Genomic DNA, 25,460 nt, shown 5'->3' on the forward strand with positions numbered 1-25,460 from the left:
CCACTCTTCTCCCCGGTTCGCCAAGGCTACGGCATTTACATTGTTAGAAGAATGTTCTGCGCACTGTCTTTGACCGCCCCGCCGTGAAATGCCGGGAGCCCGGACAGCTGATCTGCCGCCGTCAGGGCCCTCAGGAATGATGCAGCCCCCTCGCGCGGCAAACCTTTTTCATGTAAACTATAGAATAAGATTATTACAAGCCGGGCGTAATGAGCCAAGGCGAATATGCAAGGGCGGAGGTTTCATCAGAATGCTTCTTCAAGCGACAGGAATTTCGAAATCATATGGAATACAAAGCGTGCTGGACGGCATCAGCCTGATGGTCAATGAGAAGGAAAGAGTCGGTCTGGTAGGCGTCAACGGGGCCGGCAAGTCCACCTTCCTGCAGATTCTCGCAGGCGAGATGTCGTATGACAGCGGGCAAATTCATAAATCCAAAGAAACCACAATAGGGTATCTGGCCCAGAACAGCGGCCTGCAATCCGATAAAACCATTCAGGAAGAGATGCTCGCTGTTTTTGCGCCGCTGCTTGAGGCGGAGGCGGAGTTGCGGCAGCTGGAAACGGATATCGCTGATCCGGCGCTAGCGGAAGATCCGAAGCGTTATGAGGATCTGCTGGAGCGCTACGCCAGACGTTCAGACTGGTTCAAGGATCATGGCGGCTACGAGATGAACACGCGGATTCGCAGCGTCCTGCATGGTATGGGCTTCGGGGAATTTGCACCCGAGACACCGATCGCTACGCTCAGCGGCGGTCAGAAGACACGCCTGGCACTGGCGCGCATTCTGCTGCAGGCCCCTGATCTGCTTATGCTTGATGAGCCGACCAACCATCTGGATATTGAGACGCTCACCTGGCTGGAGGATTATCTGCGCGGATATCCCGGCGGTATCCTTGTGGTCTCCCATGACCGGTATTTCCTCGACAGACTGGTCACGACCATAGTGGAAATTGAGCGGCACCAGTCCCGCAGATACACAGGCAATTACAGCCGCTATATGGAGCTTAAGGCAGCGGAATATGAGATCCGCATGAAGCAATATGAGAAGCAGCAGGACGAGATTTCGCGGATGGAGGATTTCGTACAACGCAATATTGTGCGGGCTTCCACCACCAAGCGGGCGCAGAGCCGGCGCAAGGCACTCGACAAAATGGAGCGCATCGACCGGCCGCTGGGCGATCTGAAGAAGGCCAGCTTCTCCTTCGAGCCTGACTTCATGTCCGGCAAGGAAGTGCTGCAGGTCCGCGAGGTCGCAGTAGCTTTTAACGAAGGGGCTGCCCCGCTGTTCCGCAATGCTTCCTTTGAGCTTAGACGCGGCGAGACAGCGGCGCTGATCGGTCCGAACGGTATCGGCAAGTCCACGCTCCTGCAGTGCATGACCGGCACCCGTGAACCATCCGCCGGAACGGTCAACTGGGGAACCAAGGTGAAGATCGCTTACTATGATCAGGAGCAGACGAGGCTGAATCCGCGCAACACCGTTCTGGAAGAGCTGTGGAGCGAGTACCCCATGCTGGAGGAAGCACGGATTCGCACCATTCTCGGCAATTTCCTGTTTAGCGGCGAAGATGTCCTGAAGAGGGTAGCCGCGCTCAGCGGCGGTGAGAAAGCACGTGTCGCCCTGTCCAAGCTGATGCTGCGCGGGGCCAACATGCTGATTCTCGATGAGCCTACCAACCATCTGGATCTGGTCAGCCGTGAGGTGCTGGAAGCGGCACTGATTGATTTTGAAGGCACATTGCTGTTCATTTCCCATGACCGTTATTTCCTGAACAAAATGGCTGAGCGGGTGCTCGAGCTGCATCCTGGCGGTATTGATCAATATCTCGGTAACTATGACGACTATGTCGAGAAAAAAAGTGAACTTGAAGCCATTGCCGAGGAGGAAGCGGAGCTTGCCGCCGCCAAGTCCTCCCGGAATGCGGACAGCGAGGCTGCTGTTGCCGAGAAAGGGACCTCGCTCTCTTATGAAGCAGACAAACAGGCCAAGCGTGAGGAGCGCAACCGCCAGCGGAGGATCTCTGACCTTGAGGAGAATATCGCCAGGCTGGAGGAAGCCATCTCCGGGATTGAGCATGAAATGACCAAACCTGAGATTTATCAGGATTACCTGGCGCTTCAGGAGCATGAAAGTGATCTGAAGGACAAGAAACAGCAGCTGGCAGATTTATTTAGCGAATGGGAGAAACTGGCTGACGAATAATGTAAAGGCAGTAAAAAAATAAAATTCAACTGTTTCCGATTTGTTCATAAATAGTTATCCACAGCGCCATCCACAGTTTTCGTGCATAACTCCTGTTGAAAAATAGCCCTCCGGGGCTTTTTTTATGCGTAAAATCGCTATTTTCCTTGTCAAGGACTTTTTATCCACCGAATTATCCACATTATCCACAGTTTTCACAAAAATGATTCAAGGTATAACCTTCTGTTTATGGCCTTCGAAAAAAAGGCGTTATTGCTGATTTTACACGGTTTTTACACAACTCGTGCGGAATATGTGGATAACGTTGTCCACAGCTTGACAAAAGCCGCAATGGATCAAAATTTGCTGATTAAGGGATAAAAGCAGGACCGTTGTTCCCATCGCTGTGCTCTCCAGATTTCTTCTTTCTGTTATCGGTGAAAATCCGGAGACTGCTGATGCTTCCGAAGTGCACTTTCCTGCGGAAAAAATTTCTGGCGGACGTTGCCGCGAGTACACTTCCCCTTCAGGTGCATGAAAGGGCGTTAATGGGCCTCCACGATGCATAATAATTTAGTTGGATAAACGTATCTTAATTTGGCTGTTTTGGAGCGTTTCAGATCATTAAGTGGATAAACGTCATTTAAATTCATGAATTTCCTCTAGCCTGGACATTTGCAGCCTATTAAGTGCTGATTATCCAACTGTTTCCCGGCAAGAGCTCCTCTGTTCATAAGCAAGTGGAGAAAATCCACCTGTTTCCGGCCGCCGGCACCAGCCAACCCCATCCCAGCTTCTTGCTTGCACCGCTTCTTCGGAGTTATCCGCTAAAAAAACGCGCCCCGCCGTGTCTGAGTGACATCGGCAAGACGCGTCCATGAAGTGTCTAATGCTGCATGCAGGGTAATGCTTAGCTGTTCACCGCAGTTTCCGTTTCCGGAGAATCCGCAGCCGATTCTGACAGCAGTGCTGCATTGCAGGCGGCAATGTAAGCAATTCCCGCTGCCATTACGATATCGTGATGGATGGCCGTCCCCCGGAACTTGGTGTCCTTCCATTCCACCATAACGGCAGCCTCAGCCTGGGCATCCCCGCCGCTGCCCAGGGAGTGCAGCTCCAGACCGTCGAAGCGGATATCCTCAGCGATCCCTTGCCCGATGGCGGCAATGATCGCTTCCAGCGGACCGTCTCCGGTGCTGGTGTGCGTGGTTTCTGCGCCGCTCTGCAGATGGCGCAACGATACGGCGGCTACGCGGCGCGGCGCGCTGCCTGCCAGTACCTGCACCTCGCCGAGCGCATAGACCTGCGCCTGCTGCCCGGTGGTGCTGCTGACCATCCGCAGCAGCTCATCATCGCTGACGGCCTTCTGGCGGTCAGCGGTTTCCTTGAAGGATTCATAGAGCGCGTCCAGCTCCGCTGAATCCAGGGCAATCCCGTACTTCGCTGCGCGGTCCTTCAGGGCATGCCTGCCGGAATGCTTGCCGAGAATGATCATGCTGCGCGGGATGCCCAGCCGTTCCGGGTCCATAATCTCATAGGTGCTGCGGTCCTTGAGCAAGCCGTCCTGATGGATGCCGGATTCATGCTGGAAGGCATTCCGGCCGACGACCGGCTTGTTGAAGGCGATCGGGAAATGCATGGCCCCGCTGATCATACGCGAGGTATCGTACAGCTTCTCAAGCCGGATGCCCGTCTCAGCACCGATAGAATCCCCCCGTGTTTCCAGCGCCATAACCAGCTCCTCCAGCGCACAGTTGCCGGTCCGCTCGCCCACTCCGTTGACGGTGACCTCAATTTGTGTGGCACCGCCGGCAATCGCCGCCAGGCTGTTCGCCACGGCCAGCCCCAGGTCGTTATGACAATGGGCGCTATAGATGACCTTGTCGCCGCCCCGCGCACCGAGCCGCACACGCCGGAACATCTCCCCGTATTCCTGCGGCAGCGCATACCCTACCGTGTCGGGCAGATTAATAATGGTTGCACCTTCTTCAATCACCGCCTCGACCATCTCGATCAGATCATCGATTCCCGTCCGTGCAGCATCCATGGCAGTGAATTCCACCACATCGCTGAACTGGCGGGCATAGGCTGTCATTTCGCGTGCGGCGGCAACTACCTCAGGTCTGCTCTTGCGCAGCTGATGGCGCAGGTGAATGTCAGAGGAGGAGATGAACAGATGAATCCGCCGCCGCTCCGCATCCCGCGTTGCCCGCACAGCAGCATCGATATCCCCTTTGACCGCGCGGGCGAAGCCGCAGATCTCTACGCCCTGAATCTTGCGGGAGATGGTCTCTACCGCTGCAAAGTCACCCGGACTGGATACAGGGAAGCCCGGTTCCATGACATCCACGCCCAGCTCGGCCAGCTTGCCGGCCAGAATGATCTTCTGCTCCGGGGTAAGGCTAGCCCCCGGGGCCTGCTCTCCGTCACGCAGCGTCGTATCAAAAATCTGAATTCGTTTCTTTACCGGAATAATCATTGTTCATCCTCCTCAAATTGGGTTCATACAGCCAGCCTACCAGCTCAACTTCAAAAAACACAAAAAACCGCCGTCTCTAATTAAAGAGACGGCGGGTCACCCCTCCGCGGTACCACTCTTTTTGACGCATAGGCTCCTGAACCTCATTCCATTCAGGCAGCCCAAGCTGCGTCCAGCTCCGCTTCATATCTCCCTGCTCCCGTAAGGGTAGCCCGGGGGATACGAACAGTCCGGTAACGGGGACCTCCGTAACGGCGTACTTGAAGCTCTTTCCGCCGTTCCGCTCACGGGCGAGATTCGCCGGCCTCCGGTGACTGCGTCGCACCACCCGCAGCTCTCTGTTCACCTTGGCCGTCTACTGCTCCCGTTCATTGCGTGTAATTCTATGAATGCCTATACAAGCGCACAAAAAAACCTGCCGTCTCATTCAAGAGACGACAGGTTGTTCACCCTCGCGGTACCACTCTTGTTGATACCCGGGTCAGCAACTCTTCTGCTGCGCCTGCGGTATCCACTCAACAACCCTCTTACGGAGGTCAACCGTAACGGTGTACAAAAGGGCCCGGTCTGCATTCTGCACCGGCCAGCACTCCCTGTTCAAGGAGTTCCCTGCTTCCACCGCTCCGCTCCCGGACGAGTTCAGGTCTCCTTCGACTGCGTCGCACCCTCCCGCAGCTCTCTTATCCCGGAGTTTCCTTACTGCTTCCAATCATCGCGTTTGTTCAAATATAAGATTCATGAATTGAACTGATTATACCCGGCTTCTCCAAAAGAAGTCAATAGGCAGATACAGACCATTTCTCCAGCGAGAAGCCAGGATCGGCGACCATATCCAGCGGAATCCCGCCTTCATGCTTCCATTTCACATAAGCTGCGGCCCCGATCATCGCTGCGTTATCCGTGCAATACACCGGCGGCGGGATGATCAGCTCGATCCCTTCTGCGGCGCATCTCAAGGTCAGCGCTTCACGGAGGCCCTTGTTCGCAGCCACCCCACCGCAGAGCAAAAGCTGCCCAGCGCTGAACTCACGTACGGCACGCACAGCCTTCTCAACCAGTACCTCAACAACCGATTCCTGGAAGCCTCGGGCGATTCCGGCCACATCCGGCTCCAGCCCCTTCATCTTGCTCTGGTTCACCGCATTGAGCACCGCAGACTTCAGGCCGCTGAGGCTGAAGTCATACGAACCCGGTTCCAGCCATACACGCGGCAGCGGGAAGGCTTCTTCTGCTTCCCGCGCCAGCCGGTCCACATGTGGACCGCCCGGATAAGGAAAGCCCAGCGCCCGGGCCACTTTGTCGTAAGCCTCGCCGACAGCATCGTCCCGGGTGCGCCCGATGATCTTGAACTCGCCTTCCCGTTCCATCAGGACCAGCTCCGTATGACCGCCGGATACCACCAGCGTCATATTGGGATACTGCAGTTCCTTGACCAGCCGGTTGGCATAGATATGGCCGGCAATATGATGGGTGCCGATGAGCGGCTTGCCCCAGGCCAGCGCCAGGCTTTTGGCCGCCACGACACCGACCAGCAGCGCCCCGACAAGCCCCGGACCCTGGGTGACCGCGACTGCCGTCAGGTCCTGCGGCGAGATTGCCGCCTCGTTCAAGGCTTCCTCAATAACCAGCGTGATCACCTCTACATGCTTGCGGGAGGCCACTTCAGGCACCACGCCGCCGAATGCCCGGTGGGTCTCAATCTGGCTGGAGATAATATTGGATAACACTTCACAGCCGTCTTTGACTACAGCTACTGAAGTTTCGTCACAGCTCGTTTCAATTGCAAGTATATATACAGGCTTAAGTGCGCCCGTTCCGGTCTTCATTTCAAGTCCACGCTTCCTTCCGTCAACCCTTGCTCCCCGTACTCCGGCAGATCCGCCCACATGATGAGTGCATCCTCGCGGTTGTCCGAATAATAACCCTTGCGGGTGCCGGCAGGACGGAAGCCTTTTTTGCGGTATAAATTCTGGGCCACCTCGTTCGAGACCCGCACTTCAAGTGTTATCGATTTCATCCCGAGATACGCCGCCGTCTTCATCAGCTCGTCCAGCAGCCGGTCTCCCCATTTACGTCCCCTATAGGCCTCCAGCAGCGCAATATTCGTTACATGCGCCTCATCGACAATCGCCCACATCCCGGCGTAGCCGATGATATGCCCGGCCAGCTCCATTACCATATATTTGGCAAAATGATTATGGCTCAGCTCGTTGCGGAACGCTTCCTCCGTCCATGGCATCGTGAAGGCTTCGCGTTCAATCACAAGAATCTCAGGTATATCCTCAAGCCGCATCAGGCGAAAAACAAGCTCAGTCCCCTGATCTTTTCCTGGTTCCGATACCGTCATCCTTTATTCAGGCTCCCTTCACTGCTTCGGCGGAGATTAGCCTCCGCTTCGGTAAGCTGCGTATAATTGGGAATCAATACGTGAATATCTGCGCTTTCCTCATAGATGCCCGCTTCGGCCAAGAATCCGGTCCAGCGGCCTTCGAGTTCGTAAGACAGTGCCTGAACAATGCCAGCCCCGGCTAGCGGGGCCAGCGATTCTGCACTTCCATGCAGTGCCGTGTCCCCGGTGAACCATAGGGTGCCCGGCATCACGCCTTCCGCTGCAGCGTCCTTCAGCCGTTCTCCTAGCTCACGCACCCAGTCTGCCATCAGACGGATGGCATCAGGCGCCAGCCGCTGCGGAGGGTTGCACCCGTCCGCTGCAAAAAGCGCAGTGTAGGCTTGTCCACGGCGCGCGTCGATCAGCGGGATGATCCAGTCCGGACCCGTTGTCCCGTTCGCGGTCGTCACATCAGCCTGTCCGGCTTCCTGCTGGAGAGCCGCGGCATGATAACCGCCCCACGCCAGCGCATGCAGGCTGGACACCCCGGTGACCGGAACGTTCCAGGCCCAGGCCAGCGTTTTGGCTGCAGTTACAGCAATCCTTGTCCCGGTATACGATCCCGGACCGACACCGACTGCAATTCCGCCGATCATGTCTGCCGCCGTAGCCGAGGCCTGCAGCGCCTGTTCAATGATCGGCAGCAGATGTACCGAGTGATTCCGTTCCCCGGAAGCATTAATCTCATGCAACAGCTCCCTGTTCCCGGTAACTGCCACCCCCAGCACAGCCGTTGATGTATCCAGCGCCAAAAACCGCTTGCGCGGCTCATTATTAAGATTCGTCATGTTTCTTTACCCCACTTCTGGATCAGCACCCGGCACACTCCGCCGTAAGGCTCCCCGATTCCGGTTACCGTAATCTCCCGCTTCTCCGGGCCGGCTGACTTCAGCTCTATATGCAAATGCCGCGGCGGCATCAGGTCCGTAATGATACTGCTCCACTCCACCAGGCTTACTCCCTGGCCGTAGAAATACTCTTCCAGCCCCAGCTCATCCGCTTCCTGGAGGAAAATCCGGTATACATCCATATGATACAGCGGCAGACGGCCCTCATACTCTTTGATAATTGTAAAAGTAGGGCTGTTCACAATCCCCTCCACACCTAAGTGGCGGGCGTAGCACTGCGAGAACGCGGTTTTGCCCGCGCCCAGATCCCCGTCCAGGCCGATCACCATCCCCGGCTCCGACACGGCTGCGATGGCGGCTGCAAGCGCCTCAGTGTCCTGAAGGCTGGAGGAACGGTAAGTAAACACCGTTTCAATATTATTGTCCAAAACTGCAACTACCACCTTTTAGAAAATATAAGAAAGGATATGTTTTACGCTATACTTTATCCTTCTATTTCTCGCTGAAACGGGTACCGTCCTTCAAGGACGGCGTAGCCGTTTCTACTTGATATCCCTTAACGGTTAACAATACTTTTAATTATATCGGTATGATACTTGCACCGCAACAGGCCGCTGTTATCTGTATATGGAGCCAGTGTACAGAGCTAACTGCACGGATTCTCATTATGTAACCTTCCTTCCGGCTGCAGGAACTTCAGCTCCTCCGCGCCGCTTCTCTCTGCCGGATGCCGCTTCTCCCGGATACCGGGAGAACAGACTGTGCAGCGCCATGCCGGCAATAATGACCGCAATCCCAACCCATGACAGGAGGGATGGCAGCGGGGAAGCCAGAATCAGCATCTCACCCAGCAGGGCAAACAGCACCTCCAGGGACTGGGTCGCCTCAACTGCCGCCAGGCCGCTCATGCTGCCCCGGACCATATCCGTAGCCCGGAAGAAGAGTACGGTAGCCACTATTCCTGAAGATAGGGCAACGATCACGGACTGTCCCGCTTGCGAGGACGACGGCAGGCCCGCGTCTGCCAGGCCATATAATGCGACTGCCAGCCAGAAGGGCAGGCTGGCCAGCGTCATGCCGAGAATCCGCTGGAACACATCCAGCCGGTCTCCGCAGAGCTCCATCGTCTTGCGGTTGCCGAGCGGATAGGCGAATGAAGCAATAAGTACCGGAATAATGCCCAGCAGCAGCTGGGATGGAGTCAGCTGGCGCGCATGTTCCACTTGCAGCAGCGCTACTCCGGCCAGAATGATCAGGGACAGGAGCAGCCCGCGGAGCGGGATTTTACCTCTTATGTATACAGAACCGGAAGGACCGTTTACCCATTGTCCGAAGAATGGGGCGAGCAGCGAACCCGAGATAATCGTGATCTGCCAGGTCCCCGCTGTCAGCCAGCCGGGTGCATACGCAGCCGCGAAGCATATAGGCGCATAGAACAGGCCGAAGCCGACTGTCCCCCATAGCAGCCAGGCCCCCGGACGTTCTCTCATCGCAGCCAGCAGCGGCCTCAGCCGCCCTCTTCCGGCCACAAGGGCCAGCAGAAACGGCAGGGTAAAGAAATAACGCAGCGAGGCGCTCCAGGCCCAGCTTCCTCCCGCAAGCTCCATCCTACGGTTAAGCACAAATGTTACCGCAAAAAACAGCGCCGAACATACGCCAAGCAAAATGGGACGCACGCCTATCATCTCTTTTCGTCAAAATTCTTCCCCCAAATATAGGGGGTTATGGCGCATTCCGTCAACCTTTGTGTCAGCTCTAATATGATCTTTTTGCCGGATGACGCTCTGGCCAATTTCTGGCGGATTTAAAGAGACCTCCCCCTTTATGTTCACCAGCCAGCCCCCTCCAGCACATTGTATTCAGTTTTTCGCATACATTTGGCTCTTTTATCTTCCCAGTGGCACATTCTACTCGGTTTTTTGCATACATTTGGCTCGGTTCGCCGTAGCAACTTGCTCATCACATAATTTCTAAACTACAAAAAAACCGGCTGATCGGATACCTCCTCAACCGGTTTTATATACTCTTATTATCTGCCTTATCCGTTCTTGTTCGTTTCGTTCCTATCCGTCCTTTTCTCTACCCCATCCGGCCACTGCCTAAGGAGGCATCAGCCTATCTAACTTCCCTGCTCCTCCAGCCGGTCTACGCCAACGGTCCGTGTATTATCAGGCCGCGAGCCTACTTGTACAGTCGCCATGCCATTATCGGCATCCACATGCTCAATCCATACCGGTTCACCATCGAGATGGACAGCAATCCTATCCTTGGAGGCATAAATATCCCCCGCACGTTTCACATCCATTTTGTCGCCTCCCTATTCATCCTCATCTTCTGCAGAAAGTTCACCGATGGTTGCATCAGCATCCAGCAGTCCGGCTTCGCCGTACAGCTCCTCTTCCCCGGGCTCGGCAATAATGCTCTCCCAATCGACAGCCTCCGCCGGGATATCCTGCTCGGACAGGACGTCGCTCCAGTTGTTCCGCTCTTTTTCCATAACGGCCTCCCTTTGCATGACTATCCAGCAATGACCAGCAATGAATGTCCCATTCACTGTGCAATGCGTATGCTGAACGGCTTTATTTTTTCCCATGAATCGCAAATAATGCATCCGGCTAGAAAAAGCCCCGTCGCGTCATACTAAGCCATATTGATCGTGAACTCATGATACAGCAATTATAAACAGCACTTATACTCAGGAGGCGATTCTCATGCATACCGTTTGGAAAGGAGCCATCAGTTTTGGGCTTGTGCATGTTCCGGTCAAAATGTTCTCCGCTACGGAAGACAAGGATATCTCGCTGCGTTACATCCATAAAGAATGCGGAAGCCCGCTATCCTACGTGCGTAAATGCCCCGTGTGCGAGAAGGAAGTGGCCTGGGAAGAGATCGGCAAGGGTTACGAATATGAGAAGGGCAAGTTTGTCTTGTTCGATAAGGAAGAGCTGGATCAGCTAACCGAGGAGAGCAGCAAGAGCATTACGATTCTGGATTTTGTGGATTTGACGGAGATCGACCCGATTTATTTCCAAAAGACCTATTACCTGTCTCCCGATCAGGCCGGTGCCAACGCCTACCGTCTGCTCATGGAGGCGATGCGCCAGACCGGCAAAATCGGGATCGCCAAAATCTCCATCCGCTCCAAAAGCAGTCTGGCTGCGATCCGCGTCCTCGCCGACTGCCTGGCGATTGAAACCATTTATTACCCGGACGAGGTCCGTCCGGTATCGCAGGTCCCCGGTCTGCCGGAGCCGGGGATCGTGAACGACAAAGAGCTGGATATGGCCAAGCTGCTGATCTCCCAGCTGTCCACACCGTTTGAACCCGCTAAATACACGGACGATTACCGCCAGCGGATGCTTGACCTGATCACGCACAAGATCGCCGGTGAGGAATTCCATATTGCTCCGGCACGCCAGGAGAACAATGTCATCGATTTGATGGCTGCCCTGCAGGCCAGTATCGAAGCTGTACAGCATATTCCGTCCGACCCCGGACCTTCACTGTCCGGCACAGGAACCGGTACAGGCAAAAAGCCGCGGGCGGCTGCGGCCGGTAAGAAAAAAACGGCACAGGCCAAAGCCTCCGGAACCCCTGCCCCTGAACCGGAAGTGCCGGCAGTTAACGAGGCAACTGGCCCGATTCCGGTCATCGCTCCGAAGCCGAAACGCCGGACGGCCAAGAGCAAGGTAACCGGTGCCTAGGAGCAGGTCATCCGCACCTCCCGTTATTGGCGGTCCGCTTACGCTGCAGCCGGTTATTCCATTCGAGCCCGTGCTGGCCTCCAGGCTCCCGGAGGGCGAGGAGTGGATCGCCCAGATCAAATGGGATGGCGTGCGGATGCTCTCCTATTACGATGGAAGCCATGCCGAGCTGATCAACCGGCGGGGCAACCGGCGCACGCTGCAGTATCCTGAGCTTGCCAGACCGGAGGCGTATTGCCGGGCCGGTTCCGTCATTCTCGATGGTGAGATTATTGCGCTCAGCGGCGGCAAGCCCTCCTTCCATGAGGTGATGCGGAGGGATAGCCTGAAGAATGAAGCAGCGATCCGGGCGGTAAGCCCGCAGGTGCCGGTGCTCTACATGGTCTTCGATATCCTGTACTGCAATGGCATTTGGCTGCTGGACCAGCCGTTGTCCCGGCGGCAGCAGATGTTAAGTGAAATGCTGCTGCCCCATCCCCATGTGCAGAATGTGCCAAGCTACCATCAGCCCGCACAGCTGTACGCTGCCGCTCTGAAGGGCGGGCTGGAGGGGATTGTATGCAAAGAGCTCACCAGTACCTATGCCCCGGGAGGCAAAGATAAGCGCTGGCAGAAATGCAAAATTATCTCCGATGTCACTGCTGTAGCCGGCGGCGTCACCTTCCGTGACGGTCTGGTCAACGCCCTGCTCTTCGGACTGTATGATGATGAGGGCAAGCTGCACTATATCGGCCATGCAGGAGCGGGCAAAATGACCGTACAGGACTGGCGGAATTTGACCGCACAGATCAGCGGCATGATCACAGAGCAGATGCCTTTTGCAGAGCTGCCCCAGCGCAGTAAAGGATCGGTCTGGATTAAGCCTGAGCTGGTGTTCAAGCTGCACTATCTGGAATGGAATACTTCCGGAACCTTCCGCCAGCCGGTCATACAGTCACAGGTAGAGCTCCCTCCGCTGTCCTGCCGCATGGACCAGAGAACACAGACGTAGTAACGGGATCACCGGGCCTGAGCCTTACCTGAGCTGCCTAATCTTGCCTGAGCCCTGTCTGAGCCTTGACTATGTCTAGTCTAAGCCTTGCACGAGCCTTGCATTGCCTGAGCCTTGCCTAAAGTCTCACCTGACTACGCCTCAAGCTCGTATAACTATACAAGGAGGATGCCGCATGCCGAAGACGATCAGAGGCTCCATTACCGCAGGGGGACATGAGATCAGCATTACGAACCCGGATAAGCTGCTATGGCCTGAACGCGGCATCACCAAGCAGATCTATCTGCTTAAGCTGGCCGCGCTCTCTCCTTATCTGCTGCGCTACTGCCAGGGACGGCTGCTCACGGTAATCCGCTACCCTCATGGTGTTCCGGGGATGTCCTTTTACCAGAAGAATGCCCCCGAGCCGCTGCCGGAATTCGTGCATACAGCAACTCATGAGAATATTACCTATATTGTGCTGCAGGGGCTCCCGGAGCTGCTCTGGCTCGGCAATCTGGCCGCGCTCGAATTCCATCCCTCGCTGCATTATGCGGGCAGTGAGCTCCCCTGCGAATGGATGATTGATCTGGACCCCTCGCTTGAGGTCGAGCCGCGTATTATGGAGGCAGCCGCTACGGTGGGCGAGGTACTGAAGTCCCTGGGACTGGAATCTGTACCCAAGACCTCCGGTGCCACCGGTGTGCAGATCATTGTTCCGGTGGAGCCGGGAGTCACCTTCGACGGCCTGCGCCGGGCAGGCCATTTCGTCGGCCGCTATGTTACGGAGAAGCGTCCCGACCTGTTCACTTTGGAGCGCCTGAAGAAAAACCGCGGGGACAAAATCTATTTCGATTACCTCCAGCATTACGGCGGCAAAACTCTTGCTGCCCCATACACCCCGCGGGCCCGTCCGCTGGCAACCGTCTCAACGCCCCTCCTGTGGGAGGAAGTGCAGCGTAACGTCAAGCCTACCGATTACCATCTGCTGAACATTGAGGAGCGTCTGGCCCGGATGGGCGATCTTATCGCCCAGGTCCCTCCGCAGCCGGTGGGTGATATTATTGCCAAGCTGCCCTGAGAATGGCCCTGAAGACAGCAATAAGCCCGCAGTTACCTATACTCTAGGCTGCGGGCTTATTTGGCGTCCAGCATATGGACGGAAGGTATTATATATGAGAATACGGCGCAGCAAGCACAGGCCGCCGCATTGATTACTCTGACGTTCGTAAATATACCTTCCTTCGGAAGCGCTCCGGTTATACCGTACTCGCTAATGGATTGCTTTTTTCTTAAAGCGGCCGCCTTTGACATCATGGATATTACCGATCGCGATGAATGCGTCAGAATCCCAATCTTCTACAATGGACTTAAGCTTGGCTTCTTCCAAACGGGTAATGACTACAAAGATAACTTTCTTGTTATCGCCGGAGAATCCGCCTTCACCATCCAGATACGTCACTCCGCGTCCCAGACGCTCCGTCAATGCTTCACCGATATCACGGAATTTATCACTGATAATCCATACCGATTTCGACTGATCCAGACCTTCAAGTGTAATATCTATTAATTTAAAAGCAATGTAATAGGCAATCAGCGAGAACATCGCATTATTCCAGCCGAAGACAAAACCCGCGCCGGAAAGAATAAACAGGTTGAAGAACATTACAACTTCCCCTACGGAGAACGGAAGCCTCTTGGACACAAGGATGGCCACAATCTCAGTACCATCAAGCGATCCTCCATAACGTACCACGAGTCCGACCCCGACCCCGAGGATAACCCCACCGAATACTGCCGCAAGCAGCGGTTCAACCGTAATCGGATTCACAGGATGGAGCAATTGCGTCCCAATGGACATTACAACTACAGCAAATAAAGTAGATAAGGCAAAGGTCTTACCAATCTGCTTATAACCGATCACCAGAAACGGCAGGTTAAGCAGTGTCAATAAAATACCCAGAGGTATATTGAAAATATGGGACAACATAATGGAAATACCGGTTATTCCGCCGTCAATCAACTCATTGGGAACAAGAAAAATCTCAAGCGCAACAGACATCATGGCCGCTCCGATGACAATCATCACAATCCGCTGGGCCAGCTTCGCTGTCTTGAAGGCTCCTGATTTCTGAGGCTTCTTCTGTTCCTCACTCGTAAAGATTTGTTGGCTTACAGTCATAGAACTCCCCCTATAAATAGTATATCTAAGAAGTATACGAAAGCAGACTTCACAGCTGCGCTTTCTCCCCTTTGCTTCTTATATTCCTATTATATCATAAAGGAAGCTCAAATAACGCATGGAACATGATATAACCTTCGATAAACGATGCTTACTTCACCTTTTATGTCATAAAAGCGGCGATAAGAGCTGACAGAGCCCCTCAATCAGTTTGACATTATGCGCTCTCTCCCTAAACTTTTTGGGATCGATGAATTCGCTGTGCTTCAGGTCCTGGCTGAAGTCCTCTGCCAGTTCTGCAATAATCGCCGGACGGAGCAGAACAGCCGTCAGTTCAAAGTTGGAATAGAAGCTGCGCATGTCCAGATTCGCACTGCCTACCGTTGCCAGCACGTCATCAATAATCATCACTTTGGCGTGCATGAAGCCTCTTGTATAGCGGTAGAACTTCACTCCGGCATCCTGCAGATTCTCAAGGTAAGACAGGGTTGCCTTATACACCAGCTTGTTGTCCGGCTTCGCCGGGATAATGATCCTCACATCCACTCCGCTGAGCACCGCATTCTTGAGCGCCCGGCAAATGGCCGGGTCCGGAATGAAATACGGGGAGGTCATCCAGATGCGCTCCTTCGCCGCACAGAGTGAAGCGAAAAACATTTCCTGTGTGGCATCAACCGCCCCATCGGGCCCGCTGGCTACAATCTGCACAGCATCCGGCCCGCTGCAGGCATGAACAGGAAAAAACCGCGGATGGCTCATAGTGTCACCGGCTGCCAGTCTCCAGTCTTTGAGAAACACATATTGCAGATGATACACAGCATCCCCTTCAACATGAAGATGTGTATCTCGCCAATAGCCCATCTTGGGGTCTTTTCCCAGATAATCATCACCTACATTCATTCCCCCGGTGAAGCCCGTCAGCCCGTCAACCACGAGTATCTTGCGGTGATTGCGGTAATTGAAGCGGCGGTCCAGCAGCGAAGTAAGCGGCGGCAGAAAAAAGTGAACCTGCACTCCTGCGTTCTTGAGCGTATTCACGAATCTCCGGCTCAACTGATGACTCCCAAGCCCATCACACAGCAGACGCACCCTAACCCCCTGACGCGCCTTGCGGATCATAATCTCCTGAAACTGCCTGCCAATATCATCATCCCGGAAAATATAAAATTCCATGTGGATATGCTCTTGCGCATTCTCCATAACATCCAGCATCGCCTTATAGGCATCCCCGGCATTATTGAGCACCTGACATTGATTATGGCTTGTAATGTGGCTTTCTGACAGGCCTGAGAGCAAATGCAGCAGTTCTTTACGGTTCTCAAACCCCGGATTTCCGGTTTCTGCCGTGCTTTTGACGATATGGATTTTGCCGGCAACATGGGCGCGGATCTCCCGCAGCAGGGACACACACCGTTTGCCAAGCTTCCGGCTCTGCCAATAATCCCGCCCGAGGAAATAATAGAACAGCAGCCCCAGCGGCGGACAGCAGAAGGTAATGCATATCCAGGCCAGTGCCCTCTGCGGACGGCGGAACTCCGATATAACGATAATGGCAATCTGTATGATAAAAAGACTTAAGATAACTGCGAATATCCTCATCCCGGACCTCCTAAAAGTTATGTTATTGAAGATGATCTACTACAGGTCTTGCCGTAACTCTCCTTCTTTATTCAAGCAAACCGTTGTCATGTTCGCCAGAGGAATGGAATACATAGAGTAGTAGGACGAATCGGATGAGCCCCGCTCTATAGCAATGTTGGATTCACTCAGTTCATACCACGCGGCTGCTAAAGGCCGCAGGAAGGAGATGTTATGAAGAGTCAGCCCGATCATAAAAAGATTACGCTGCTCGTCGTCCGTGAGGCCGGACGGCCTGTCAGACAGCTGCAGCTGTCCAAGCCGCTTGCCTTCGCCCTGCCTGCTGCGGCTGCCCTGTCTCTCTCCAGTCTGGTCACCTCCATGCATATTCATGCCTCCCGGTCCATTTCCGAGCTGGAAGCCGAAGCTGCGGCACTATCGCTGACGAATATCCGGATGGAGCTCAAGGTCGCCGACAAGGACCAGGCGCTGCTGCAGCTCCGCAGCCAGGTGACCGAGCTCTCGGAGGAAGCCCAGAGCATTAAAGACAAGCTGAAGAGTGTCTCTGAACTGGAGCAGCAGCTGCAGTCGCTGATTGAGAAAGAGACGACCTCTTCTTCCGGTACAGACAATGAACCCACTGCCTCTGCAGCTTCTGCCGCAAGCAGCCAGCCGTTCATTGCCGCATCAGCCAAAGTTGCTGCAAGCGGAACTAAGGGAGACGTCAAGGGAACCATAAGCCGTTCAAGTACGGCTCCGTTCCTTGCAGAGCATCCATCAGACACCTCTTCCGGCACTTTGTCTGCAGTTGATTTCCGTTTCGGGGTAGTTACCGCTGCATTAGGAAGTACAGTGCCCCCCCAGGTCGGCGGGGAGTACATTGCTGTATATGCCAATGACCCGCTGGAGCTGGTTCAGGAAACAAGAGACGACTACGAAGAAATAAAAACGATGCTGGAGGAAATGGTCAGCCGTATCTCCACTACAATTACAGAGGCCGAAAAAGCCAACACCCTGGAGGCTAACCTGCTGGCCAAGAAGGCACGTGAAGAAAAAGCGAGACTGGCCCCGGCTGTCCTCTGGCCCACAGGCTCGAAGGTGATCACCTCCAGCTTCGGTTATCGTTCTGATCCCTTCAAGGGGGTCTCTGCCTACCACTCCGGAATCGATATTGCCGGCCGCATCGGTGACCCTGTATACGCAGCGATGGAAGGTGTGGTCACTTCTGCCGACCAGCTGGGCGCCAGAGGCAAATATATCATTATCAAGCATGCGAACGGGCTGGAAACCTGGTATATGCATTTGAACGGCATGGTGGTCTCGCCCGGTGACAAGGTCAGCAAAGGGGAGCAAATTGGTATGCTCGGCAATACCGGACGCAGCACGGGTCCCCATCTCCATTTCCAGGTTGTGAAGCAGAATAAGCCGGTGAATCCGCTGAATTATGTTAAACCTTAAGAATACAAGGAGGAATGCAGGCATGTGGAACAAACGCAAACAAAGTGCTCCATATAAATCGACCGATTCACTTATCGGACATGGAGGCACACTTGAAGGTAAAGTCCATTGCGATACCAATCTGCGGATTGAAGGGAATTTCAGCGGGGAAATCCTGTGCCAGGGGACAGTTACGGTCGGCGAACAGGGAACGGTCCACTCCAGCATTAAGGCGCAGGAGGTTATTATCGCCGGCAAGGTCTACGGCGACGTGACCGCCAACCAGAAGCTGATCATGACCGAAACCGGACAGCTGCACGGTAATATCGCAGCCGGCGCACTGAGTATTATGGAAGGCAGCGTGCTGAATGGGTCCGTAGCCATGGCCGAACAGCCCGCCACAGAGACAGCGGGCGGGCTTCAGGCAGATGGTTCTGCGGACAAGGCAGGTAAGCGGGGTTCCCATAAACAGAACAAACTGGAAGCAGGCTGAGCGGGCATAACCCCGCATATGCTTGCTTCCAGTCCTTGTGCAGCCCTGTATTACATTAAGCAGCGACATCTCTTTTACGGAATACAACCCAAGAGACTAGCATGAAAATAACGTAATACACCGCGAGGACAGCAATTGCGAATCCTAACGTAGCGCCTCCGGGGCCGGTGTCCGACAGCAGATAGCCGCTTAGATTCATATGGGCAAAAATCAGATAGTTGGCCCACTCATACCGTTCCGGGCTGAAGATGGCGATAAAGATATCTTTGGTGAACATGATGGACAGCGACAGTACAATCGCAAGGCCGCTGGAACGGAATACGCTGGAGATCATAAAGGCAATGGCTGCTGTGAGAAACAGCTCAATGTAGGCGCACATAATCGTCAGAAAAACGTATTCCCCCTGGCTCCAGGCCATCGTCGGCCCCCCTATCGAATCCACGGCCGAGGACGAGAAAATCAGGGCTGAGCCATAACCAAACACGATTAGCAGCAGAGTGCTGAACAAGCTGAAGAGCACCATCGATATATATTTCGAGAGCAGGATTTTGGAGCGGCTCCAAGGGCGGATCAGCAGCAGCTTAATCGTTCCCCAGGTGAATTCGCCCGCAACGGAGTCAGCAGCCACCAGTGCTGTGAAGATGGTGTTCAGGAAAAAAGCGATCGCTACGGTAGTCTGGAAGCTGTCCCATAACCCGATCGTTACCTCATTGCCTCCACTGGTGAAATGGATTAGCGCCGGAAACAGCGCACTCATAACCGCCAGAATGAACAGCATAATCCATGTGCGCAGACGTCTGTAAATTTTGATATTCTCATTATGTATGAGAGCAGCGAACTCACCCAATGCCTTCACCTCCTGTAATCTCCAAGAATTGATCTTCCAGTGACCGGAACAGCGGCTTGATGCTGTACACTTTAATTCCGCCGGCCACCAGCTTCGCGTTGAGCTCGGCAATTTCCTCCCGCACCGCCTCTACAGCAATGCCCCCGTCCTTCACCACTCCACGGCCCATCAGTTCCAGCGCAGCTTCAGGCTGATCCACTTCGAACAGGGTCTCACCCACCGGCACCAGCACATTGCCTACAGCCTTAAGCTGTTTCACTTCGATCAGGCGGCCGTTCTGGATAATCGCCACACTATCACACATGAGTTCCATTTCAGCAAGCAAATGGCTGGAGACAAAAACAGTAGTACCTTCCTTCTGGCACAGCAGGCGCAGATAATCGCGCAGCTCGCGGATGCCCTGCGGGTCCAGCCCGTTGGTCGGCTCATCGAGAATCAGCAGCTTCGGCCGGTGCAGCAGTGCCTGGGCCACACCCAGCCGCTGGCGCATCCCCAGAGAATAGGTCTTAACCTTGTCGTTGATTCTCTGGCCGAGACCTACCAGCTCTACTACTTCATTAATCCGCTCCTTGGTCACACCGGGGACCATGCGGGCATACTGGCGCAGGTTCTGGTATCCGGTAAGGAACTTGTACATTTCCGGATTCTCCACAATCGCCCCTACATTCGCTATCGCTTCTTCAAAATGATCTTTAATACTGCGTCCGCAGATGAGAATATCCCCTCGGCTAATGGAAATAAGCCCTACCATCATGCGGATGGTAGTTGTTTTACCGGCACCGTTCGGACCCAGGAATCCGAAGATTTGCCCGGGCGGAATATCGAGGGTCAAGTCGCTGATCAGCGTTTTGGAGCCGATCTTTTTGGTAACCCCCATCAGGCTGGCCACAGGTTTCACAACTTCTGCCGTATTCGGCATAACTTCACTTCCTTTCGTCGGTTTGGATGAAACGGCCTTGCGCTTTCGGATAAGGTGAACCATAGATGAACAAAGATATACTAATTCGATGTAACCCTCACTGCGGGAAATGTTTGGACTTCCAGCCGCTGTTAGGTTTGAATTTCCTGATTGATCCCGCTGATTGCGGTAGAAATTCAAACCTAAAGGCGGACGCTTCCGCTCTTCCAGTTCCAAACTTCCCCTCCGCTCCCTCATCTTAATATTGTCTCTTTCAGTTCAAGCTATATTAACCTTATCGCTGTATCAGCAAATCGTTTCATACATTTTTATATTCTACCATAGCTTTCCTTTTTCCTGAAATTAGGAAAGAAATGCAGTAATAGTAAAAGGGACAGTATCTTCCCCGTCTGATACGGGTAAGAATACTGTCCCTTGATCGTATAGTGCACACCGGCAATACCGGAGCCATTTAAAAGTTGAAAGCTTAAACCTTAGCCGCCGACACGGGCAAGCTCACGCATATTCGCTTCAAAAGCAGCCATCAGGGCAGCTTCGCCGGTCAGGCCATTCTGCTCCACCTTGCGGATCTGCTCCATCATCCGTTTGTAATCCTTCGGAATGACACGGGCAAATTTCGGCAGGGCCTGATCCCATGAATCGAGAATCACTCTGCCCGCATTGCTGTCTGTAAGCTCGGTATGACGGGTAATCAGGCTACGCAGCTCAGCGATTTCATCCGCCTCCTCTACACGCTCCAGCAATACCATTTCCAGGTTACAGCGTTTGATGAACGTGCTGTCCGGATCATATACGTAGGCGATACCGCCTGACATCCCTGCCGCAAAGTTGCGGCCGGTTTCACCCAGAACAACCACACGGCCGCCAGTCATGTATTCGCAGCCGTGGTCGCCCACGCCTTCAACGACTACATTCGCCCCGGAGTTGCGGACTGCGAAACGTTCACCCGCAATCCCGCTGACATAAGCTTCGCCGCCAGTCGCTCCATACAGCGCCGTATTCCCGATGATGATATTATCTTCAGCGGCAAAGGTTGCCTTACGGGACGGTCTGATAATCAGCTTGCCCCCGGACAGCCCTTTGCCGACATAGTCATTGGAGTCGCCTTCGACCGTAATCGTGATGCCCTTCGGTACGAATGCGCCCAGACTTTGTCCGGCCGAGCCTGTGAAATACAACTTGATGGTGTCATCCGGCAGACCTGCTGCGCCATATTTGCGCGTCAGCTCGCTGCCCAGAATCGTACCCACTGCACGGTTGACGTTCGTGATCGGCAGGGATGCTTCAACTGCTGTGCCGGATTCCAGTGCAGGAGCGGCAATATCGAGCAGGTGAGTCATATCCAGCGTTTCTTCCAGGCCATGATTCTGGTGTTTGCTGCGGAAGCGTGTGCTTCCTTCCGGCATAGCCGGTGTATGCAGCAGGCTGTTCAGATCGACACCCTTCTTCTTCCAGTGGGTCGAAGCCTGAACCGCATCCAGGCAATCCGTGCGGCCGACCATTTCTTCAATGGTGCGGAAGCCGAGCTCAGCCATAATCTCGCGCAGATCCTGTGCTACAAAGGTCATGAAGTTAACGACATGCTGCGGATCTCCCATGAAGTTCTTGCGGAGCTCCGGATTCTGCGTAGCAACGCCGACCGGGCAGGTATCCATCTGACACACACGCATCATGATACAGCCTACAGCTACCAGCGGTGCAGTAGCGAAGCCGTATTCTTCAGCGCCAAGCAGAACAGCTACTGCCAGATCACGCCCGCTGAGCATCTTGCCGTCTGTTTCCAGTACAACACGGTCGCGCAGATTGTTCAGCATCAGTGTCTGGTGTGTCTCAGCCAGACCCAGCTCCCAAGGCAGTCCGGCATGACGGATGGAGTTCATCGGTGAAGCACCGGTGCCGCCGTCATAGCCGCTGATCAGGATAATATCGGCACGGCCTTTGGCCACACCGGCGGCAATGGTGCCTACGCCGACTTCGGATACAAGCTTAACATTAATATTGGCACGAGGATTGGCATTCTTCAGATCATAGATCAGCTCTGCCAAATCCTCGATCGAGTAAATATCATGATGCGGCGGCGGTGAGATCAGACCTACGCCTGCTGTAGAGCCGCGGACTTCGGCAACCCAAGGATATACCTTGCGGCCCGGAAGCTGTCCGCCTTCACCCGGCTTAGCGCCTTGTGCCATCTTGATCTGGATCTCGTCGGCATTCACCAGATAGTTCGAGGTTACGCCGAACCGTCCCGATGCCACCTGCTTGATCGCACTGCGGCGGGAATCGCCGTTAGCGTCCGGAATGAAGCGCGCCGGATCTTCCCCGCCTTCGCCGGTATTGCTCTTGCCGCCGATACGGTTCATCGCAATGGCCAATGTCTCATGGGCTTCCTTGCTGATCGAGCCGAAGGACATGGCGCCGGTCTTGAAGCGTTTCATGATCGATTCCGCCGGTTCTACCTCATCAAGCGAAACGGGTGCATTAGTCGATTTGAACTGCAGCATCGAGCGCAGAGTCTGGTGTTTCTCGCTTTCGCCCTGAACAAGTGCCGCATATTTCTTGTACATCTCGTAATCTCCGCTGCGTACGGAATGCTGCAGCAGATGAATCGTCTGCGGGTTGAACAGATGCTCTTCCCCGTCACTCCGCCACTGGTATTCACCGCCGGAATCCAGCACCTTGTCGTTGCCGTCTTTGTCGGTGAAGGCGCGGTTATGGCTGGCAAGTGCTTCTAGAGCCACTTCCTCCAGGCCAATTCCCCCGATACGGGATGGTGTCCAGGTGAAGTAACGGTCTACGAACTCCGAGTTCAGGCCTACAGCTTCAAAAATCTGTGCGCCGCGGTAAGATTGAATTGTGGATATCCCCATTTTGGACAGGATTTTGACAACACTCTTCGTAGCTGCCTTGATATAGTTCTTCACAGCCTTCTCATGCGAGATTCCGCGGAGCAGGCCTTGGCCGATCATATCATCCAGACTCTCGAAGGCCAGATAAGGGTTGACCGCACTGACACCATAACCAAGCAGAAGCGCATAATGATGAACTTCACGCGGTTCACCGGATTCCAGCAGGATACTGACCTTGGTCCGTGTTCCCGAGCGGATCAGATGGTGATGCAGGCTGGAGACAGCCAGCAGCGCCGGAATAGCAGCATTGTCGCGGTCTACCCCGCGGTCTGACAGAATAAGAATATTATGTCCTTTGGCCATAACACGGTCTGCCGCCTCATTCATACGCTCCAGAGCGATACGCAGCCCTTCCGCCCCCAGCTCTGCCGGGAAGAGAATCGGAATGGACATCGATTTGAAGCCGGCACGGCGTACATGGCGCAGCTTGGCGAAATCCTCGTTCGAGAGAATCGGAGAATCCAGCGAGATCTGACGACAGCTCTCCGGCTCTGCTTTTAGCAGATTGCGTTCAGGTCCGATCGTTGTCGCCGTGGACGTCACCAGTTCTTCACGGATCGCGTCAATCGGCGGGTTGGTTACCTGGGCAAACATTTGTTTGAAGTAGTTGTAGAGCCGCTGCGGACGGTCAGACAATACCGCCAGCGGTGAATCATAACCCATGGACCCGACAGCTTCGGCACCTGTGGAAGCCATAGGCTCTAGCACCTTGCGCAGATCTTCAAAGGTATAACCGAACGACTGCTGAAGCTGTTGCACGTTATCATGCTTCGGATTCGGCAGCTCCGGTGCTTCCGGAAGCTCATCGAGGCTGATCAGGTGCTCATCCAGCCAATCCTGATAAGGCTGCTGCGAAGCAATTTCAGCCTTGACCTCTTCATCAGAGATAATCCGGCCCTGCTTCGTATCCACGAGCAGCATACGGCCCGGTCTCAGGCGGTCTTTGTATAGTACATCCTCTGCCGGGATATCTAGGACTCCCGCTTCGGAGGACAGAATGATCAGATCATCTTTGGTGACATAATAACGCGCAGGACGAAGACCGTTACGGTCGAGGATCGCCCCGATTTGCACGCCGTCGGTGAAGCCCATAGCGGCAGGCCCGTCCCATGGCTCCATCAGGGTGCTGTGGAATTCATAGAAGGCTTTCTTCTTCTCGTCCATGCTGTCATGATTGCTCCAAGGCTCAGGAACCATCATCATCGCAACATGCGGCAGGGAGCGGCCGCTCAGGTACAGGAATTCGAACGTATTATCGAACATCGCAGTATCAGAGCCGTCCGGGTTAACCACCGGCTTGATCTTGCCGAGATCCTCTCCGAACACTTCACTCTTGAACAGCGACTGGCGGGCATGCATCCAGTTCACATTGCCCCGAAGGGTGTTGATTTCGCCATTGTGAATCATGAAGCGGTAAGGGTGGGCACGTTCCCAGCTTGGGAAGGTATTGGTACTGAACCGGGAGTGGACAAGCGCAATCGCCGACTCCAGCTTCTCATCCTGCAGATCCAGGTAGAACTGTCCAACCTGTACAGTAGTCAGCATACCCTTGTATACGATCTTCTTGCAGGATAAACTCGGTACGTAGAAGGATTCTCCCTCTTCTGCTCCGCCGTAGCGGATCGACAGCTCCGCACGTTTGCGGATCACGTACAGCTTGCGTTCAAAAGAAAGATCATCCTTAATTCCTTCAGAGCGGCCGATAAATACCTGCCGCACATAAGGCTTGGCAGCCTTGGCCGTCTTGCCGAGCATTTCGTCAAAGGTAGGCACATCACGGTAGCCGAGCACCTGCTGGCCCTCTTCAGCGATAATCTCGCTCAGGAGCGCCTCGTGGCGGGCCCGGATCTCCTCGTTATGAGACAGAAAGATCATGCCCACGCCGTAATGGCCCTGTTCCGGCAGCTCAAAGCCAAGCTTCGCTGCTTCGCCGGCAAAGAAACGGTGCGGAATCTGCAGCATAATGCCGGCTCCGTCACCAGAGTTCGGCTCGCTTCCCTGGCCTCCCCGATGCTCCATATTAAAGAGCATAGTCAGAGCATTGCTAACAATATCATGGGACGGTTTGCCTTTAATATGGGCAACAAATCCCATGCCGCAAGCGTCTTTTTCGAACTGAGGATCATAAAGGCCCTGTTTGCCGGGCAGTTCAGTGTGTCTCATCATACGCAACCTTTCTATTATAAAGTAGACGGAATTCCAGGAAAATTTTTCAGAGGAAAATCTTAATAATTATTCAAGCCAGATTGGTTATATTATTTTATCATCGACCTGACATGAGCGCAATTTAAACTTTTTTATGAGCTTGATTAACAAATGCTTTTGCAGCGCAGCTTTAGCGGATAAAAGCGTAAAAAATCTTCTCGATGTATAATTATGCATAAAAGACGAATAAGTTCTTATGCATTGAAAGCGTTTCATTTATTTTCCTGCCATGGGTATGGCACTTTTTTTACCCATTTAGTTTTCTGTATAAGCCAAAAACGCCCCCTCAGGGGCGTTTTTGTGTCCTCATATTTACAA

Annotated in this window: 19 protein-coding genes and 1 other annotated feature; of the genes, 6 read left to right on the forward strand and 13 right to left on the reverse strand. The window is 54.1% G+C overall.

Features of this window, described 5'->3' with window-relative positions:
- The first annotated feature begins 250 nt into the window (after positions 1–250).
- A complete protein-coding gene (locus NSQ73_RS27050; protein WP_340988979.1) occupies positions 251–2,206 on the forward strand; it encodes an ABC-F family ATP-binding cassette domain-containing protein in 1,956 nt (651 codons plus the stop codon).
- 889 nt (positions 2,207–3,095) lie between these two features.
- Here the strand turns inward: NSQ73_RS27050 and NSQ73_RS27055 are convergent.
- From NSQ73_RS27055 to NSQ73_RS27090, 8 genes are all read right to left on the reverse strand, one after another.
- Entirely contained in the window at positions 3,096–4,664 is a 1,569-nt protein-coding gene (locus NSQ73_RS27055) for a 2-isopropylmalate synthase (RefSeq protein WP_340988981.1), read from the reverse strand.
- 81 nt (positions 4,665–4,745) lie between these two features.
- Positions 4,746–5,045: a binding site (T-box leader), on the reverse strand.
- A gap of 395 nt (positions 5,046–5,440) precedes the next feature.
- Entirely contained in the window at positions 5,441–6,490 is a 1,050-nt protein-coding gene (gene tsaD / locus NSQ73_RS27060) for a tRNA (adenosine(37)-N6)-threonylcarbamoyltransferase complex transferase subunit TsaD (RefSeq protein WP_340988982.1), read from the reverse strand.
- Positions 6,487–7,011, reverse strand: a complete 525-nt coding sequence (gene rimI / locus NSQ73_RS27065; protein WP_042134051.1) for a ribosomal protein S18-alanine N-acetyltransferase — start codon at positions 7,009–7,011, stop codon at positions 6,487–6,489. Before rimI ends, tsaD begins: the two co-directional genes overlap by 4 nt.
- Positions 7,008–7,841: a tRNA (adenosine(37)-N6)-threonylcarbamoyltransferase complex dimerization subunit type 1 TsaB gene (gene tsaB / locus NSQ73_RS27070; RefSeq protein ID WP_340988984.1), complete on the reverse strand. Its 834-nt coding sequence runs from the start codon at positions 7,839–7,841 to the stop codon at positions 7,008–7,010. Before tsaB ends, rimI begins: the two co-directional genes overlap by 4 nt.
- Positions 7,838–8,329, reverse strand: coding sequence for a tRNA (adenosine(37)-N6)-threonylcarbamoyltransferase complex ATPase subunit type 1 TsaE (tsaE, locus tag NSQ73_RS27075; protein ID WP_445669641.1), 492 nt, complete (start codon positions 8,327–8,329; stop codon positions 7,838–7,840). The genes tsaB and tsaE overlap by 4 nt, the downstream gene beginning before the upstream one ends.
- A 237-nt stretch (positions 8,330–8,566) precedes the next feature.
- A complete protein-coding gene (locus tag NSQ73_RS27080; protein ID WP_336103731.1) occupies positions 8,567–9,577 on the reverse strand; it encodes a DMT family transporter in 1,011 nt (336 codons plus the stop codon).
- A gap of 443 nt (positions 9,578–10,020) precedes the next feature.
- Complete coding sequence (locus NSQ73_RS27085; RefSeq protein ID WP_039302140.1) at positions 10,021–10,206, reverse strand: H-type small acid-soluble spore protein; 186 nt, start codon at positions 10,204–10,206, stop codon at positions 10,021–10,023.
- 12 nt (positions 10,207–10,218) lie between these two features.
- The gene (locus NSQ73_RS27090) at positions 10,219–10,398 is read right to left on the reverse strand and encodes a hypothetical protein (protein ID WP_042134045.1); all 180 of its coding nucleotides are present in this window, start codon (positions 10,396–10,398) and stop codon (positions 10,219–10,221) included.
- Positions 10,399–10,612: 214 nt separating this feature from the next.
- On the opposite strand from NSQ73_RS27090, the gene ku reads away from it, so the two are divergent.
- The 3 genes from ku to ligD all read left to right on the forward strand — a co-directional run bounded on the left by ku (position 10,613) and on the right by ligD (position 13,656).
- Positions 10,613–11,605: a non-homologous end joining protein Ku gene (ku, locus tag NSQ73_RS27095; protein ID WP_336103790.1), complete on the forward strand. Its 993-nt coding sequence runs from the start codon at positions 10,613–10,615 to the stop codon at positions 11,603–11,605.
- Entirely contained in the window at positions 11,598–12,596 is a 999-nt protein-coding gene (locus NSQ73_RS27100) for an ATP-dependent DNA ligase (protein WP_256703720.1), read from the forward strand. Before ku ends, NSQ73_RS27100 begins: the two co-directional genes overlap by 8 nt.
- Before the next feature lie 175 nt (positions 12,597–12,771).
- Entirely contained in the window at positions 12,772–13,656 is an 885-nt protein-coding gene (ligD, locus tag NSQ73_RS27105) for a non-homologous end-joining DNA ligase (RefSeq protein WP_340988985.1), read from the forward strand.
- Between the two features lie 192 nt (positions 13,657–13,848).
- Here the strand turns inward: ligD and NSQ73_RS27110 are convergent, their stop codons facing one another.
- Positions 13,849–14,757, reverse strand: a complete 909-nt coding sequence (locus NSQ73_RS27110; protein ID WP_039302151.1) for a YitT family protein — start codon at positions 14,755–14,757, stop codon at positions 13,849–13,851.
- 168 nt (positions 14,758–14,925) lie between these two features.
- Positions 14,926–16,356, reverse strand: coding sequence for a cardiolipin synthase (gene cls / locus NSQ73_RS27115; protein ID WP_340988986.1), 1,431 nt, complete (start codon positions 16,354–16,356; stop codon positions 14,926–14,928).
- 213 nt (positions 16,357–16,569) lie between these two features.
- Here cls and NSQ73_RS27120 point away from each other — a divergent pair, with 213 nt between their 5' ends.
- Both NSQ73_RS27120 and NSQ73_RS27125 read left to right on the forward strand, forming a co-directional pair.
- Positions 16,570–17,793, forward strand: coding sequence for a M23 family metallopeptidase (locus NSQ73_RS27120; protein ID WP_340988988.1), 1,224 nt, complete (start codon positions 16,570–16,572; stop codon positions 17,791–17,793).
- 22 nt (positions 17,794–17,815) lie between these two features.
- A complete protein-coding gene (locus NSQ73_RS27125; RefSeq protein WP_171720501.1) occupies positions 17,816–18,265 on the forward strand; it encodes a bactofilin family protein in 450 nt (149 codons plus the stop codon).
- A 55-nt stretch (positions 18,266–18,320) separates the two neighbouring features.
- Here the strand turns inward: NSQ73_RS27125 and NSQ73_RS27130 are convergent, their stop codons facing one another.
- The 3 genes from NSQ73_RS27130 to gltB form a co-directional block, all read right to left on the reverse strand.
- Positions 18,321–19,112 carry an ABC transporter permease gene (locus NSQ73_RS27130; RefSeq protein WP_042134035.1) on the reverse strand — a complete coding sequence of 264 codons (792 nt, stop codon included), beginning with the start codon at positions 19,110–19,112 and terminating at the stop codon, positions 18,321–18,323.
- Positions 19,105–20,031, reverse strand: a complete 927-nt coding sequence (locus NSQ73_RS27135; RefSeq protein WP_340988989.1) for an ABC transporter ATP-binding protein — start codon at positions 20,029–20,031, stop codon at positions 19,105–19,107. Before NSQ73_RS27135 ends, NSQ73_RS27130 begins: the two co-directional genes overlap by 8 nt.
- A gap of 473 nt (positions 20,032–20,504) precedes the next feature.
- Positions 20,505–25,100, reverse strand: coding sequence for a glutamate synthase large subunit (gene gltB, locus NSQ73_RS27140; protein WP_340989425.1), 4,596 nt, complete (start codon positions 25,098–25,100; stop codon positions 20,505–20,507).
- Positions 25,101–25,460: the final 360 nt, after the last annotated feature.

It is taken from the genome of Paenibacillus sp. FSL R10-2736 (assembly GCF_038000245.1).
In the GTDB taxonomy this organism is placed as follows: domain Bacteria; phylum Bacillota; class Bacilli; order Paenibacillales; family Paenibacillaceae; genus Paenibacillus_AQ; species Paenibacillus_AQ phytohabitans.